Source organism: Mycolicibacterium confluentis (assembly GCF_010729895.1).
GTDB classification, from domain to species: domain Bacteria; phylum Actinomycetota; class Actinomycetes; order Mycobacteriales; family Mycobacteriaceae; genus Mycobacterium; species Mycobacterium confluentis.
Genome location: NZ_AP022612.1, coordinates 1,515,351 through 1,530,607, shown reverse-complemented (window position 1 = coordinate 1,530,607; position 15,257 = coordinate 1,515,351). Strand labels below are relative to the sequence as shown.

12 protein-coding genes are annotated in these 15,257 nt (G+C 67.7%); 3 read left to right on the top strand and 9 right to left on the bottom strand.

Annotated elements, in window-relative coordinates; all coding sequences use genetic code 11:
• Positions 1-4 precede the first annotated feature (4 nt).
• The 3 genes from G6N34_RS07250 to G6N34_RS07240 form a co-directional block, all read right to left on the bottom strand.
• On the bottom strand, positions 5-1,354 hold the full coding sequence (locus G6N34_RS07250; RefSeq protein ID WP_085153267.1) for a sulfatase family protein: 1,350 nt from the start codon (positions 1,352-1,354) through the stop codon (positions 5-7).
• Between the two features lie 31 nt (positions 1,355-1,385).
• Positions 1,386-1,661 carry a WhiB family transcriptional regulator gene (locus G6N34_RS07245; RefSeq protein ID WP_179965731.1) on the bottom strand — a complete coding sequence of 92 codons (276 nt, stop codon included), beginning with the start codon at positions 1,659-1,661 and terminating at the stop codon, positions 1,386-1,388.
• Between the two features lie 65 nt (positions 1,662-1,726).
• Positions 1,727-2,989 carry a thioester domain-containing protein gene (locus G6N34_RS07240; protein ID WP_085153266.1) on the bottom strand — a complete coding sequence of 421 codons (1,263 nt, stop codon included), beginning with the start codon at positions 2,987-2,989 and terminating at the stop codon, positions 1,727-1,729.
• Positions 2,990-3,263: 274 nt separating this feature from the next.
• Between G6N34_RS07240 and G6N34_RS07235 the strand changes: the two genes are divergently transcribed.
• The 3 genes from G6N34_RS07235 to G6N34_RS07225 all read left to right on the top strand — a co-directional run bounded on the left by G6N34_RS07235 (position 3,264) and on the right by G6N34_RS07225 (position 7,612).
• Entirely contained in the window at positions 3,264-4,190 is a 927-nt protein-coding gene (locus tag G6N34_RS07235; RefSeq protein ID WP_085153345.1) for a family 2A encapsulin nanocompartment shell protein, read from the top strand.
• The gene (locus G6N34_RS07230) at positions 4,177-6,057 is read left to right on the top strand and encodes a family 2A encapsulin nanocompartment cargo protein cysteine desulfurase (protein ID WP_085153264.1); all 1,881 of its coding nucleotides are present in this window, start codon (positions 4,177-4,179) and stop codon (positions 6,055-6,057) included. The genes G6N34_RS07235 and G6N34_RS07230 overlap by 14 nt, the downstream gene beginning before the upstream one ends.
• Positions 6,058-6,175: 118 nt before the next feature.
• Positions 6,176-7,612 (top strand): APC family permease, encoded by a 1,437-nt coding sequence (locus tag G6N34_RS07225; protein ID WP_085153262.1) that lies wholly within the window; start codon positions 6,176-6,178, stop codon positions 7,610-7,612.
• Positions 7,613-7,770: 158 nt separating this feature from the next.
• Here the strand turns inward: G6N34_RS07225 and G6N34_RS07220 are convergent, their stop codons facing one another.
• The 6 genes from G6N34_RS07220 to G6N34_RS07195 are packed head-to-tail and all read right to left on the bottom strand — an operon-like array spanning position 7,771 to position 15,253.
• On the bottom strand, positions 7,771-9,219 hold the full coding sequence (locus tag G6N34_RS07220) for an MCE family protein (RefSeq protein ID WP_085153260.1): 1,449 nt from the start codon (positions 9,217-9,219) through the stop codon (positions 7,771-7,773).
• A complete protein-coding gene (locus G6N34_RS07215; RefSeq protein ID WP_085153258.1) occupies positions 9,219-10,340 on the bottom strand; it encodes an MCE family protein in 1,122 nt (373 codons plus the stop codon). Before G6N34_RS07215 ends, G6N34_RS07220 begins: the two co-directional genes overlap by 1 nt.
• Positions 10,337-11,614: an MCE family protein gene (locus G6N34_RS07210; protein WP_085153256.1), complete on the bottom strand. Its 1,278-nt coding sequence runs from the start codon at positions 11,612-11,614 to the stop codon at positions 10,337-10,339. Before G6N34_RS07210 ends, G6N34_RS07215 begins: the two co-directional genes overlap by 4 nt.
• Positions 11,611-12,927 (bottom strand): MCE family protein, encoded by a 1,317-nt coding sequence (locus G6N34_RS07205; RefSeq protein ID WP_109788562.1) that lies wholly within the window; start codon positions 12,925-12,927, stop codon positions 11,611-11,613. The genes G6N34_RS07210 and G6N34_RS07205 overlap by 4 nt, the downstream gene beginning before the upstream one ends.
• Positions 12,924-13,952, bottom strand: a complete 1,029-nt coding sequence (locus tag G6N34_RS07200) for an MCE family protein (protein WP_085153341.1) — start codon at positions 13,950-13,952, stop codon at positions 12,924-12,926. The genes G6N34_RS07205 and G6N34_RS07200 overlap by 4 nt, the downstream gene beginning before the upstream one ends.
• On the bottom strand, positions 13,949-15,253 hold the full coding sequence (locus tag G6N34_RS07195; protein WP_085153254.1) for an MCE family protein: 1,305 nt from the start codon (positions 15,251-15,253) through the stop codon (positions 13,949-13,951). The genes G6N34_RS07200 and G6N34_RS07195 overlap by 4 nt, the downstream gene beginning before the upstream one ends.
• Between the last annotated feature and the right edge of the window lie 4 nt (positions 15,254-15,257).

Here is a 15,257-nt window from a genome sequence, read left to right as displayed (position 1 = left end):
GCGACTAAACACCTTTGATGCCGCGTTCGGCCGCCACCGCCGATCGGCTGGGGTACGGGATTCCCTGGATGCGAGCATAGGTCTGCGTGTATCGCTCGGAGATACGGGTACCGGCGAACTCTGAGGGAATGACGTCATTGGTCTTCTCCCGCCATTCGTTGAGCAGCATGGCCAACTCCTGCGCCACAGGTTCCACGTCGACCGCGTACTCGCCGGTGAGCAGGTTGTTCTGCTCCCCCGGATCGTTGACGAGGTCGTAGAGTTCCCGCTCCGGGCGCGGCGCACTCACGTATGAGGCCACCGCCTGCCCCGGCGCGCTCTCCTCGATGTCCCAGGGCAGGTCGAGCAGTGGCCGGTGAGCGTAATTCTCGATGTAGGAGAATTTCTTTGTCCGAATGGCCCGAATGGGGTCAAAAGAATCGTGATAGGTCTTCGTCGCATAGACGGCGGATCGAATTTCCGGCGCGCCGGCCAGCAACGCATTTGCGTGCGACAGTCCGTCGACGTCGGCTGGCATCTCGACACCGAGAAGATCCAGCAGCGTGGGCAGCAGATCGACACCGCTGAACAGGTCGCCGTAGACGCGCGCCGCCAGATTGCGCGACCTCGGCGGGCGCACGATGAGCGCGATTCCCGTACCCGCGTCGTACAGCGTCGACTTCGCCCGCGGCAGTGCCGGGCCGTGATCGGTGACGAACACGACCCAGGTGTTGTCGTCCAATCCGTTTGCCGCCACCGCGTCCAGCAGGCGACCCACGGCGGCATCGGCGACCGTGATCGACCCATGGAAGTCGGCCAGGTCCTGCCGGACGGCGGGTGTGTCGGGCAGGTAGTCGGGCAGTTCCACTCCGGCCGGGTCGGCCGGGGTGTAGCGATCGTGCGGGTAGGGCCGGTGGGTCTCGAAGAACCCCGCGGTCAACAGGAAGGGTTGCGACGGAGCCTTCTCAAGCCATTCGACCGCGCGGGGCACGACGTACTCGCAGTAGGAGTTGGAGACGTCGTACTCGTCGAAACCCAACCGGGGCGGGAAGCTGGTTTCGTGCTGCATACCGAAAAGTGCTGTGTACCAGCCGGATTCCGAGAGGATCGCCGGCAGCGTACGCACCCCGGCACGGTACTCCCAGCCGTGGTGCGCCAGCCCGACCAGTCCGTTGGTCTGAGGGTAGCGGCCGGTGAACAGCGATCCCCGCGACGGCGAGCACAGCGGTGCGGTGGCGTGCGCCTGGGTGAACAGGATGCCTTCGGCAGCCAACCGGTCGAGGTTGGGGCTCACCACATCGGCGTGCCCGTAGGCGCCGAGGTGCCGGCCGAGATCGTGCCAGTGCACGAGCAGGATGTTCTCCGCCACGGTCATCCCGCCAGCTTGCCTGATGCGTGTGCGGCGCTCAGCTGTGGGCCGCGTGCTGCCGTTCGCGGGCCGTGGTCGCGCCCCAGACGCCGTAGCGCTCCGGTGTACTCAGCGCGTGCTCGCGGCAGGTGCTCAACACCGGGCAGGTGCGGCAGATCCGCTTCGCCTGCTCCTCGCGCTCGCGGCGGGCCCGGCGTGACGCGTGGTCCTCGGGGAAGAAGATCTCGGACGGCACTGTCAGACAATGACCGCGCAGCTGCCAACTCCACTCCGAAGAGGCGTGACGGGCTTCCTGCGACTCTGCTGTTGTCACGCATCGATACTTGCTTTCGAGCTCCAGATCGGACCAGATATCGGATCGCGGTGAACGTTTCGAGCTCACCAGTCGATCTCGAAATCCACCACGAAGGTCGTCGGCACCACGAGCGCCACCGGCGTCAGCCGACTCGACTCCCCGTCGCGGGCCACGCCCGTGATCACCCGCCCGCCATGACCGTCCTGCGCACCGGGCACCGTCACGGTGACCGTCGCCGAGGTCGCCGGGCCGTGCGGTCGGAGGTGGAACACCGCGCCCACCTGCACCGGACCGGTGAGCAGTGCGCCGTCCTCGTCGACCACGTCGGCGGTCTCCGAGGCCAACGCCGCGGCCGAGGTGGCGCGCAACCGGAACGGGCCCACGAGGCCGTCGTCGTACTGCGCGCGTGCTGCGCTCAACGCTGGCGCCGCACTGCGGGCGCGAGCCCTGCGCGCACCGTCGAGCAGGTAGTCGTACAGCGCCACAATCCGCTCGAGGTTGCGGTAGTTGCCCGAACCCGTGAGCTGGAAACCGATGTCACCGATCGTCGCTGGCCCGTCCACCGTCAGCCGGTAGAACCGGTGCCCCTGCGCGGAGCGGCCATGCCGCCGCGACGACACCGTCGCACCCACGCCGAGGGTCTTGCTGTGGCTGCCCGACCCGGCGGGCACACGCAACGTGGAGGAGGTCACCTCGTTCCACTGCAGACCGTCGACGGACTTGTGCAGGGTCACGGTCACCGGCGCGCCCGCGGCCACCTCCACGGTGTACCCGCCCAACTCGGGGGCGCCGTCGAATTCGACCGTGACTCCGTGGTCGTCACGCTGCTCGCGGACCGGCACGTTGAGCGGTCGGTTGTCCAGATCCAGGCCGTTGGTCAGATGCCAGATGGCGGCCTGAGTTCCGGCGATGGCCTCGTGCTCACTGATGTTCGCGGAGCCCAGCGGGTGGCCGGCCTCGCGCAGGCGGCGGCTGAGTTCGGTGACGCGCAGGCGCGGGAAGGAGTTGCGCAGAATCCAGTCGATCTCGACCTCGTAGGCGCGGGCCCGCAGGTTGGGGACCTCGGAGAAGGTCTGCGCCTGATACGCCGAGGGACGGGTGGGAGCCTCCGCGCTGAAGTCCAGCGAGTAGGCCTCCACGCCCGGGTTCAGCCTGATCAGGTCGGTGCGCGCCGTGGAACCGTCGGTGAACACGATGGTTTCGACGGTGTGCGAGTACGTGCCGCCGCGGTACCGCGTCAGCCGGGACAGGTCGACGGCCGGACGCGGCTGGACCCGACGCCGGACGGTGATCGGTTGGGGGGCGCGCAGCGGTGCGGGCGGGGAGACAGACAAGGGAGCAGACATAGGTGTCGTTGACTTTCTGAATGGCTCTGAACAGCGCAGATGGCCTCCACCGAAGAAGGGTGGGCCAAGACGCTAGGGAAACCGGGGCGTCAGAATCAACAACAACAACGCACGGCGAAGCAGCGCATCGAAGCGCTGCGCAGCTGTGCGGTGCGAGACATGCGGCACACGATACGGCACATTCCGGTCAGCTGGCCAGCGCGGCTTCTTCACTTCGGCTCACCGGGTTCGGTAATGCGTGCATGCAGGCACCGCGTGCACCATGATTGCCCGCATGACGACGTCGGCGCAGAACGAATCCCAGGCCCTAGGCGACCTCGCTGCCAGGCAATTGGCCAATGCCACCAAGACTGTCCCCCAGCTCGAGACCATCACGCCCCGCTGGCTGCTGCACCTGCTCAGCTGGGTGCCCGTCGAGGCAGGCATCTACCGGGTGAACCGCGTGGTCAACCCCGATCAGGTGGCCATCCACACCGAGGAGGGCGCAGGCACCGAGGAGCCTCTGCCGCAGACCTACGTCGACTACGAGACCAGCCCCCGTGAGTACACGCTGCGGTCCATCTCGACGCTGCTCGACGTGCACACCCGGGTCTCCGACCTGTACTCCAGCCCGCACGATCAGATCGCCCAGCAGTTGCGTCTGACCATCGAGACCATCAAGGAGCGCCAGGAGTCCGAGCTGATCAACAACCCCGAGTACGGGTTGCTGTCGCAGGCCACCCCGGGGCAGACGATCAAGACCCTGGGCGGCGCACCCACCCCGGACGACCTGGACTCGCTGATCACGAAGGTGTGGAAGACGCCGGGCTTCTTCCTGACCCATCCGCTCGGTGTGGCGGCGTTCGGCCGTGAGGCCACGCGCCGTGGGGTGCCGCCGCCAGTGGTCAGCCTGTTCGGGGCGCAGTTCATCACCTGGCGTGGGATCCCGATCATCCCGAGCGACAAGGTGCCCGTGGAGGACAGCAAGACCAAGTTCATCCTGGTGCGCACCGGCGAGGAGCGCCAAGGCGTCGTCGGCCTGTTCCAGCCGGGACTCGTCGGCGAGCAGGCACCGGGCCTGTCGGTGCGCTTCACCGGCATCAACCGCTCAGCCATCGCGTCGTACCTGGTCACGCTGTACACCTCGCTTGCCGTGCTCACCGACGATGCGCTCGCCGTGCTCGACGACGTCGCGGTGGACAAGTTCCATGAGTACAAGTGAGTACCGCTCGGTAGACGCTGAGAGCGACCTGCCCATCAGTTCTGCCGAACTCGCGGCGTTGGCGAGCCAGCTTTTCGCCGCGAGCTTTCGGCCCGGTCTTGACAGTCCGCCGCAGACCTCGGCCGTCGCGCCGCGTGGGAACGTCCCCGACGCCACCGCGCTGACGTCGGCCGGGGCCACCGCGGCGGGAGCCTCGCATCCGGTGACGCCACCCGCGGAGTTCGTCCCGGTGCCCTCGGCGACGGTGCCCACCCCGACGTCACCGGGACCGGAAGCCGTTCCACCACAGTCGGTTCCGGTCGCTCCCCGGGGCACCGCGCCGGATGTGACGGCTGGACCTTCGCTCGGACGCGCCGGTGCTGGGGTGGCCGATCCCCTGCTGCCGCCCGGCGTGGCGGACCTGACGGCGTTCGCGGTGCCCTCAGGCATCGTCCCGACCGTTCCGGGTGTCCTGGCCGGCGCCGCGCCGACGGCGCCCGTCGCCCCACGCGGTTCGGCGCCCACGTGGCCCGGCACCGCACCGCAGGTCGGTGATCTCGGATGGCGGGCCGCACCGGTGTCCGCCCCGGAGGGCGACGCCGCCAACTACTACTTCCTCAGTGGCCCTGCGGTGGTGCGCGAACCCGTCCCGCAGATCCCGGATTCGCACGAGGTCTTCGACGTCAACGCCGTGCGCGCCGACTTCCCGATCCTGCGGGAGACCGTCAACGGCAAGCCACTGATCTGGTTCGACAACGCGGCCACGACGCAGAAGCCCCAGGCCGTCATCGACCGGTTGGCGCACTTCTACGCCCACGAGAACTCCAACATCCACCGCGCCGCACACGAGTTGGCTGCCCGCGCCACCGACGCCTACGAGGACGCGCGCGACACCGTGCGCCGGTTCATCAACGCCTCCAAGAGCGAGCAGGTGATCTTCGCGCGGGGCACCACCGAGGCCATCAACCTGGTGGCGTACGCGTGGGGTGGCAAGCATCTGGGCCCGGGCGACGAGATCGTTATCACCCATCTCGAGCACCACGCGAACATCGTTCCCTGGCAACTGCTTTCACAGAAGACCGGCGCAGTGCTCAAAGTTGCCCCCGTCGACGACGCGGGCAACCTGCTGCTCGGCGCGTTCGAGGATCTTCTGGGCCCGCGGACCAAACTCGTTGCCGCCACGCATGTGTCCAACGCGCTGGGCACCGTCACACCCGTGCACAAGATCGTCGAGCTTGGCCACCGATACGGCGCCCGGGTGCTGATCGACGGCGCGCAGTCCATTCCGCACATCCCCATCGACGTCCAGGCTCTGGGCGCGGACTTCTTCGTGTTCTCCGGCCACAAGATCTTCGGCCCCACCGGCATCGGCGTGTTGTACGGCACCGAGGAGGCCCTCGAGGAAACCCCACCGTGGCAGGGCGGCGGCAACATGATCGCCGACGTCACCCTGGAGCGTGCCCTCTACCAAGGTATTCCGAACAAGTTCGAGGCCGGCACGGGCAATATCGCCGACGCCGTGGGTCTGGGCGAGGCGCTGCGCTACGTGGAGAAGGTGGGCATCGAACGGATCGCGGCCTACGAGCACGCACTGCTTGAGTACGCCACTCCCCTGCTCGGCGACATCCCCGGCGTGCGCCTGGTCGGCACCGCCGAGGAGAAGGCCAGCGTGCTGTCGTTCGTGCTGGCCGGGCACGAACCGCTGGAGGTGGGCAAGGCCCTGAATTCCGAGGGCATCGCGGTGCGCGCCGGACACCACTGCGCGCAGCCCATCCTGCGCCGGTTGGGGTTGGAGGCCACGGTGCGCCCGTCGTTCGCGTTCTACAACACCTACGACGAGATCGACGTCTTCATCCGCGCGGTGCGGCGCATCGCCGAGGGTGGCTGAGCCGGCTATACATTCGTACTGATCTGAACTATCCGTCCACGTCGGGCCGCGACGTATTTTTTGGTGGCTTCCGCGACGGACCGTGTGGTGCCGTTGCGCCGACACAAAGGGACGATCAATGGCGAATCAACTCGAGGATCCGAACGCGGTCCACGTACCCGACCGGCCTCATCGCAAGCTCCGCGGCACGCTGGGCGTCTGGGGCATTGTCTTCGTCGTGGTGGCGGCGGCCTCGCCACTCGGCGTCATCGGCGGCCCCGTGCCGTTGGGCATCGCCAGCGGCAACGGCATCGGCTTCCCGGCGATCTACATCGTCAGCACGCTGATCGTGCTGCTGTTCGCCGTCGGCTTCACCGCGCTGACGCCGCATGTTCCCGACGCCGGGGCGTTCTACTCCTACATCGGCAAGGGACTGGGCCGGACCACCGGGTTCGGCTTCGCGCTGGTGGCGTTGGTGTCGTACCTGGCGTTGGAGATCGGCGTCTACGGCCTGATCGGGCAGGGCGCACAGGCCCTGTTCGCGTCCTACGGGCTTCCCGACATCCATTGGGGCATCTGGGCATTGGCCGCCTTCGCGGTCGTCACGATCCTGGGGCACCGCAACATCGACCTGTCCCGCAATGTGCTGGGCATCCTGCTGATCGCCGAGGTCGCGATCGTCGTCGTGCTCGACGCCGTCGTCATCTTCTCGGGCGGCCATGAGGGCCTGTCGACCGGCATCATCACACCGTCGGAGATCGTCTCGGGCGCACCGGGAATCGCGCTGCTGTTCGCGATCCTGAGCTTCATCGGTTTCGAGGCCACCGCGGTGTTCCGCGACGAGGCACGCGACCCGGTTCGGACCATTCCACGCGCAACGTACCTGTCGCTCATCCTGATCGGCGTGTTCTACGCCGTCTCCACCTGGGCGCTGATCACGGCCTGGGGTGACAGTCGCGTGGTGGAGCAGGCCCAGGCCGACCCGTCGGGTCTGCTGCCCGGCGCCACCGAGCAGTACCTGGGCACCGTCGGCCTGCACATCATCCAGGTGCTCTTCGTGACCAGCCTCTTCGCGTGCATCCTGTCGTTCCACAACATCGTGTCGCGCTACGTGTTCACGCTGTCCAACCGCAAGCTGTTCCCGGGCTCGCTCGGGGAGGCCCACGCCAACCATGCCTCGCCGCACCTGGCGTCGGGCGCCGACTCGATCGTGGTGGGGCTGTTCATCATCGGCGGCGCGTTGATCGGCCTGGACCCGGTGACCGAGTTCTACACCTGGCTGGCGGGCATCTCGACGGTCGGCATCGTGGTGCTGCTCATCGCGACCACCGTGGCGGTGCTGGCGTTCTTCATCCGGCGCCGGCAGTCACTGGACGTGTCGCCGTGGCGTGCCTTCGTCGCGCCGGGTGCCGCCCTGCTGGGACTGGTGGTCATCTTCGCGTTGATCCTGCAGAACCTGCCCGATCTGGTCGGCGGTTCGACGCCCATCGCGGTCGGTGTGGTCGTCCTGCTGGTGGCGCTGTTCGCGACTGGTGCGGGCCTGGCGGCCAAGCGCCCGGACGTCACCCTGGAATAGCCCTCTAGGGGTTCCCCGCGAGCAGGCTGGGTTTCTCCCGCGAGCGGGCTGGGGTCCCCGCTTGCGGGGCGTCTGTACGTCGCGCCTCGGCGTGTCGCGTACAAGACCGGCCGCTCGCTGGCGTTTGGGGGGACCGTCAGCGTCCGTCAGGGGCGCCGTCAGGCCCCCGGCACCAGCATCGACTGCCAGGTCTTGGCACCGGGGTTCGCGAGATCGCCCTGCGTGTAGCGCTTTCCATCGGGGCCGAGGTAGTCGCCGGTGGCGGGGTCGTACGGGACGGCCGCCACCGGTGCCCGCGGGTCAGCCACTGGCGCCCGCGGGTCCGTCCCCGGTGCGTACTGCGGCACACCCTGCCCAGACAGCGTGGCGTTGGGGTCACCCTTCCAGTTCATGCCCTCATTCAGCGGCACGTACTCCTCGTCGCTCTCGCACAACTCGACCGTCGGCGCCCGCTTCGCAGGGTTGGTCTCGCACGGAATGTTGCGCACCCCACGGACATTCCACTGCGAGTCCTGCGGAATTCGGCAGTACAGTTCGCCCGCCGGGCGTTCCGGCGCATCGACGTCACTCGGCGCACGCTGCTGATGGACCGGCAGGAATCCGGTGTTGCATGGCGGCGGCAGGTTGAGGTTGAGGTTGAAGTCCAGGTAGATGCCGCGGTAGTCCTGGTCGACTTTGGAGTCAGCCAACGCGATCGCCGACATGACCGCGGTGCCCTGCGGGTACAGCACCAGAAGCTGTTCCAGATCAGCGCGGTACGTCACCGCGATGTCACCCAGACTCACCAGGTTGGCCAGCAGCACCGGCAGCGCGGGGGCAACCCGGTCGAACAGGGCCGTACCCTGCTGCAGCGCCGGCCCGCCCTGCTGCAGGAGGTCCGCGAACGCGGTGTCCTGCGCCCGCAGCTGACCCGTGATGGCGGCCATGTTGCGCGCCCACGACCCGATCGAATCGGAGCTGCGCACTTGGGAATTCAGCAGGGCCGGCGATTCGTCGATCAGTCTCGTCAGCGGATCGGCGGTCTTGCCCGCCTCGATCGCCAGCGCGGTGGAACCGTCGACGATCCGGGACAGTTCGGGCCCCAGACCCGCGACGGCCTTGGCGGCCTCGTCGACGACGGTGCGCAGGGTGTCCGGCGGGATCGCCTGCACCGCGGTGTTGGTGTCGTCCAGCAGGTCGGCGATGTCGGCCGGAACCTGCGCCTTGGCCACCTCGATCACGGCGCCGTCGCGCAGTGCGACGTCCTGTGCCGCGCCCGGATTCGGCGTCAGTTCGAGGAACTGCTCGCCCACCGCGGAGCGGCTGTGCACCGACGCCGACACGTCGGCGGGCACCGGTGTGTCCGAGTGCAGCTTCAGCACGGCGCGGACGCCGTCCCGCGTGACGTCGACGGAGCTGACGCGGCCGATCTCGGTTCCGCGATAGGTCACCACCGACGTGGGGTAAAGCCCTGCGGCCGCGGGTAGTTCGACAGTCACGGTGTAGCGCCCCACGCCCAGCAGGGCCGGCACCTTGACGAACCCGAACGCCATCACCCCGCCTGCGATGACGGTGACCGCGGCCAGGATCGCCAACTGGGTCCACACGGTTCGGGACAGTCGCAGCATCAGTAGGCTCCCCACCGGTAGGGCGCGATCAGCGGGTTGCCCGCGGTGTACGGGCTGGGCAGCTGACCGATCGTGCGGCCCCACTGCATTTCGAGTTGCGTCAGGTTCCCCTCCCAGCGGGTGCCGGTGAACAGTCCGCTGTCCAACCGGCTCAGGGTCAGGTCGACCACCAGCGAGATGTTGGCGAAGTCACCGCGGAACCAGTTCTCGACCGTGCTCTTCACCCACGGGTAGGTCGTCAGGAAGTCCAGTCCCTTCGTCAGGGCCGGTCCGGCGTCGGCCAGCGACCGCAGCACGGGGGCGATGTTGCGCAGATTGTTCACCAGTGACTCGCGGGTCGCGGTCACCGTCGAGTTCGCGATCGCACCGAAGCGCCCCAAAGCATCGACCGCGTCGGCGATCTGGGCTCGCGAGTCCGCCAGCACCGCGAGCGCCTGCGGGATGGTGGTCAGCGCTCGGTCGACGGTGTCGTCGCGTGCCGCGACCTGCCCCGTCAACTCGTTGAGTCTCTCTGTGGCGGTGATGATGTCGTCGGTCTGGGAGTTCAGTGACGCGATGAAGGTGTCGAGTTGGGTGAGCAGGCTGCGCATATCGGTCTCGCGACCGCCCAGGGCGGTGGCGAATGCCTGATTGATCTCCTGCAGCTGGCCCAACCCGCCGCCGTTGAGCAGTATCGACACCGAGGCCAGTGTCTGCTCGGTGGTCGGGTACGTCGCCGCCGCGGACAGCGGGATCACCGAGCCGTCCGTGAGTTCCCCCTCGGCGGGCCGATCCGTGGGCGGCGCCAGTTCGATGTGCATCGAGCCCAGCAGGCTGGTCTGGCCCACCTTCGCGGTGCTGTTGGCGGGCAGATGGACGCCACCGTCGATGCGCATCGTGACCAGCGCGTGCCAGTCCTGCACTTCGATCCTGGTCACATTGCCGACGTTGACGTCGGCCACCCGCACTCGGGTGTTCTGCTGGATGACGACGACGTCGGGCAGTTGCGCCTGGATGGTGTAGGACCCGTCGCCGCCGCCTTCGGTTCCGGGCAGGGACAGCGAGTTCAGCCCGCGCCATTGGCAGCCCGTCACCGTTATCAGGCTCACCACGGCCACGAGGGCCGCCACGGCGCGCCTCACGGTGTCCCGCCGGTCTCGGCGGGCAGAGGTTGCGGGTCGGGCAGTGGTTGCGGGTCGGGCAGAGGTTGCGGGTCGGGCAGAGGTTGCGGGATTGGTGGAGGCGGGAAGTCGGGTCGCAGCCAGTTCTCGCTGTAGGTGATCTCGTTGGGCCGCGCGGTGGCGCCCACGAACGGGTTGACACCCAGAGGCGGGAAGTTGTACTGCCGGTTCTTGATGATCGGCGAGAGGTACTGCACGCAGAGCTTCGAGGACTGCTCCCAGTTCTTGCGGGAGGCGGCCTGCACGGCGCTGCAGATGAACTGCACGGTGCTGGCGAAGTTCACCGGGGCCAGGATCCCGGTCACCGAAATCTGCGCAGGCTGGTAGATGTTCATGAAGTTCTGGAACACCGTCGGCGCGATGTGCAGCACCTGCTTGACGTCACCGCGGCTGTCGTCGAGTGCGGTGGTGATGGTGTTGAGCCGGTCGAAGGTGACACCGACGCCCTCGCGATTGTCGTCGAGGAATCCCCGCAGGTCGTTCACCGCTCCGTCGAGACTGCGTGTGGCGTCGGCGAATTCGTTGGGGGTGTTCGCCAGGACGGTGGTGATGTCGGCCAGGTTGGTGTTGAACGCGGCGAGCAGATCGCTGCTCGACGACAGCGCCGACACCAGCAGTTGCAGATTGCGCACCGTGCTGAAGATGTCGGTGCTGTGGTCGCCGAGTGCCGAGACCGCCTGGGACAGTTTGATGACGGTGTCGCGCGCGGTGTCTCCCTGTCCGCGCAGGTTGGCCGCCGCGGAGTTGATGAACTCCCCCACCGGACTCGGGCCTCCCGGGGTGGTGGGCTGTAGCGACTCGGTCAGCTTCTCCAACTGCGCGCGGAAGTCGTCCCATTCGACGGGCACCGCGGTGCGCTCCTGCGGGATGACCGCTCCCGGTGTCAGCTGGGGACCGCCCGAGTAGGCCGGCACGAGTTGGATGGCGCGTGCGCTGACCAGCGACGGTAACAGGATCGCGGCCCGCGCGTCGGCGGGCACGGGGTATTCGGCGTCCACCGAGAAGGTGACCTTGGCGGTGTCGGGCAGGGGTTCGATGGCGTCGACCGTGCCGACGGCCACCCCGAGGATGCGCACTTCGTCACCCGTGTACAGCCCGTTGGTGTTGGCGAAGTACGCCACAAAGGTGTTGCGGGCGATGCCCTTCCACCACGGTGTGGCCACGACGGTGAGCGCGGTCACGAGCAGGACGACGAGCCCGGCCGCGGTGAGGATGCGGAGTCTGTGCGCGGTCACGGTGCGTCCCCTTCGGGTGGCAGCGGCGGCACCGTGGGCTCAGGCAGTTCGCCGGGCGCGGGCGCGGTCGCGGGCGGCCCCGGCGGCGGCCCGCCCGGGGGCGGTGCGGGCAGCGGTTCTCGATACGGGTAGCGCGGATCACCGGGGACGCCGGTGATCGCGTCGGGCAGCGTCAGGCGCGGTTCGCCGCCCTGCCCGGTCCGCGGGTACGGCACCGGGAGCGCCGGGGTGCCGGGTTGGCCGACTCCCGGTTCGACGAGTTGCGACGGCAGCAGGACGTTGGGATCCAACCCGAGGTCGGAGAACGCCGCGTCGATGAACGGCTGGGAGAACTGCCCCGGCAGCAGGTTGACCACCGAGGCCTTGAAGAACGGCCCGGAGCCCAGCACCTCACCGAACGACATCGCGTAGCGCCGAAGCAGATACAGCGTCCTCTGCAGTTCCTGCTTGCGGGTGTCGAGAATGCCCAGCACGCCGTTGAGCTTGTCGAGTGCGGGTTGGAGCGCAGTCCGGTTGTCGTCGACGACCGCCGAAAGCTGGGCCGACACCGCGGTCAGGTTGGTCATCAGGGCGTCGACCGAACTGCGCTGTGCCAACAGTTCGGCCAGCAGCGCATTGGCGTTGACCACCAGGCCGGCGATCTGATCGCTGCGCTTTCCCAGCACCGCGCTGACCTTGTCGGCGTCGGCGAGCAGACCGCGCAGATGGGCGTCGCGCGCGTTGAGGGTGTCGGAAAACCGCGCCACCCCTTCCAGCGCGACCTTGAGATCCGTTGGCGTGTCGGCGAACGTCTCGGCCAGTGTGGACAGCGCCGACGACAGCTGGGTGGTGTCCAGACCGCTGATGGTGGTGGTCAGATCGCCCAGCGCGGTGGGCAGGTCGTAGGGCGAGGTGGTCCGGTCCAACGGGATCGCACCGTCGAGGCGGCCGTCGCCACGCGGGGTCAGTTCGAGCATTTTGGTGCCCAGCACGGTTTCGGTCTTGATGGCGGCTTCAGTGCGGCCGCCGAGTTCGACGTTCCTGTCCACTGTGAAGTCCACCCGCACCTGTGTGCCCTCCAGATGGATGTCGGACACCCGTCCCACCGACATTCCGGACACCCGCACGTCGCTGCCCGCCTTGATGCCGCCGGCCTCCGCGAAGTAGGCGGAGAAGTCGTTGGTGCCCTTGATGATCGGGAGCTTGTCGTAGGAGAACGCGGCCACCACGAGTGCGGTGAGGATCAGGATCCCGACCACCCCGACGGTGACCCGGTTCCGTTCGGCGAGCGGCGTGATCTCGGGCCTCTTCAGCAGATTTCGCACTCGTGTCATTTCGGCGTGCACCGTCCCGTGTCCTGTCCGGCGAGCTTGACGAACACCGGTTGACCGCCTTTGCCGTTGACCTTGAGCACCAGATCGCACAGGTAGAAGCCGAAGTAGTCGCCGTAGAGGCCCTGCCGGGACAGGATCTGGTAGGCGTCGGGCAGGGTCTTGAGCAGATCGTCGACGTAATCGCTGTCTGCCATGACCTGCCCACCGAACCGGTCGGTCTGCGCGACGGTGTCCCTGATCGGCTGCCGCGCGACGGCCAGCAGGTCGGCGACGGTGCCCGCCGCGGCGTTGATGTGCGCCACCCCGGTGGCGAGGTCACTCCTGCGGTCGGCCAAACCCTGCACCAACTGCGAAAGCCTGTCCAGGCCTTCGGAGAACTGCTCGTCCCGGTCGGCGAAGGTGCCGAGCACGGTGTTCAGATTGGTGATCACCTCGCCGATCAACTCGTCGCGGCCGGCCAGCGTCGTGGTCAGAGCCGCGGTCTGCGACAGCACGGAGGCGACGGTGCCCCCTTGGCCTTGGAAGACGTTCAACAGTTCCCCCGAGAGCGCGTTCACCTGATTGGGATCCAACGCGCGGAACAGCGGGCGGAACCCGCCGATGAGCGCATCGACGTCGAGCGCCGGGGAGGTCTGCGGCAGTGGGATGGTGCCGCCGGGCGCCAGGCGTCGCACCGATCCGGGCCCCTCCTCGAGCGCCAGGTAGCGATCGCCGATCAGGTTCTCGTAGCGCACCGCGGCGCGAGTGGCCTCCGTCAGCGGCAGTTGCCTGTCGACGGTGAAATCGACGGACACGGTGCCGTCCTTGTGCAGGGTGAGCTTCGTGACCTTGCCGACCTCGACGCCGGCGATGCGCACGAAGTTTCCGCCCTTGAGTCCCGACACATTGTCAAACACGGCGTGAAAGGTTGTGCGCGAGTCGAATCGGAACTGTCCGAACACGGTGACCAGCGCGAACATGAACACCAGGCACATCGCCGTGAACAGCAGAACCCGGACCAACGCGCGGGGCGTTCTGCCTCTCATGGGTGTTCCTCGCTGATCGGGGTGGGTGGCGGCGATACCGGTGCCGGCCACGGCCCCGGTGCCGGTCCGCCTGGATAGCGGATGCGCGGTGGTTCGGGAATGGCCTTGGTGACCGGGAAGTAGTTGGCGAAGCCTGGGAAACCGATCCCCGGGTTGGGCCGCACGTCGAGGCCGGTCCCGAATCCGGTGTCGGTGACCAGGTACTTGACCGGGAAGTTCTGACTGACGTCGGGCAGGGATCCGCAGCTGGGCCGCCCTCCCGGACCGCCGGTGGCGTTCACGCGCGGCAGGTTGTCAGGAAACCGGTAGGGGTCGTCACCGGCGAGCAGCGCCGCATCCATGATGACCGACTTGCCGTTGCCGCCCAGTGCGTCTCGACCACCGTTATCCAGGAACCACAGCGCGCCCTGGAACAGGCACGTGTAGGTGGGTGAGTACTTGTTGAACAGCGCCATGGTGGGCTCGAGGGTGTTCGTGACGCGCACCAGGCCGGGTTGGTTGCCGCCGATCGTGTTCACCCCGGCCGAGGAGAATCCCACCGCGGACAGCAGCAGGGTGTCCAACGCCTGTGCGTGCGTGCTGAGGGTGTCGCTGGTGGTGCTGAAGGAGTCCAGCACCTCCAGGATGTCTTGTGCGGCAGCCGAATAGGTCTGCGCGGTCTGACCGAACAGCTGCCAGTCCTGGCGCACGGTCTCCATGCGCGGGTTGACGGCCAGCAGCACGTTGTTCGAATCGGTGATCGCGCGTCCGATCACCTCACCCTTACCGCGCACCGATTCGGCCACCGCGGCCAGCACCGAGTTGAGTTTGGCGGGGTCGATCGCGCCGACGACGGACTGCAGGTTCTCGAACACCGTGTTGACCTCGACCGTCACATTGCGTGAGCGCAGCACGGCGCCCGGCTTGAGCGGTTCGGGGTTCGGGGCGTCCGGGATGATGAGTTCGACGTACTTGGCGCCGAATGCGGTGCTGGACTTGATCTCCGCCTCGACGTTGCTCGGCAGGTACTCGAACGGCCCCGGATACATCTTCAGGGTCAACCTCGACAGGGCGGACTCGCCTTCGGGGGCGTCGGCCCGGATGCCTGCGACCTCCCCAACCTGCACGCCTCGCAGTTTGACCTTGGCGCCGTCCTCCATGACCAGGCCGGACCGATCCGAGACAAGGGTCAAGGGCACGAAGGTGCGCATCGTCCCGGAGAACAGCAGCGCCGTCATCGCGATGAGTCCACCGATCACAACGAACAGCACGGGCGCCCACCAGATGGGGTCGATGCCGTCTCTGCGGCGTGGTTCCGTCATGCCC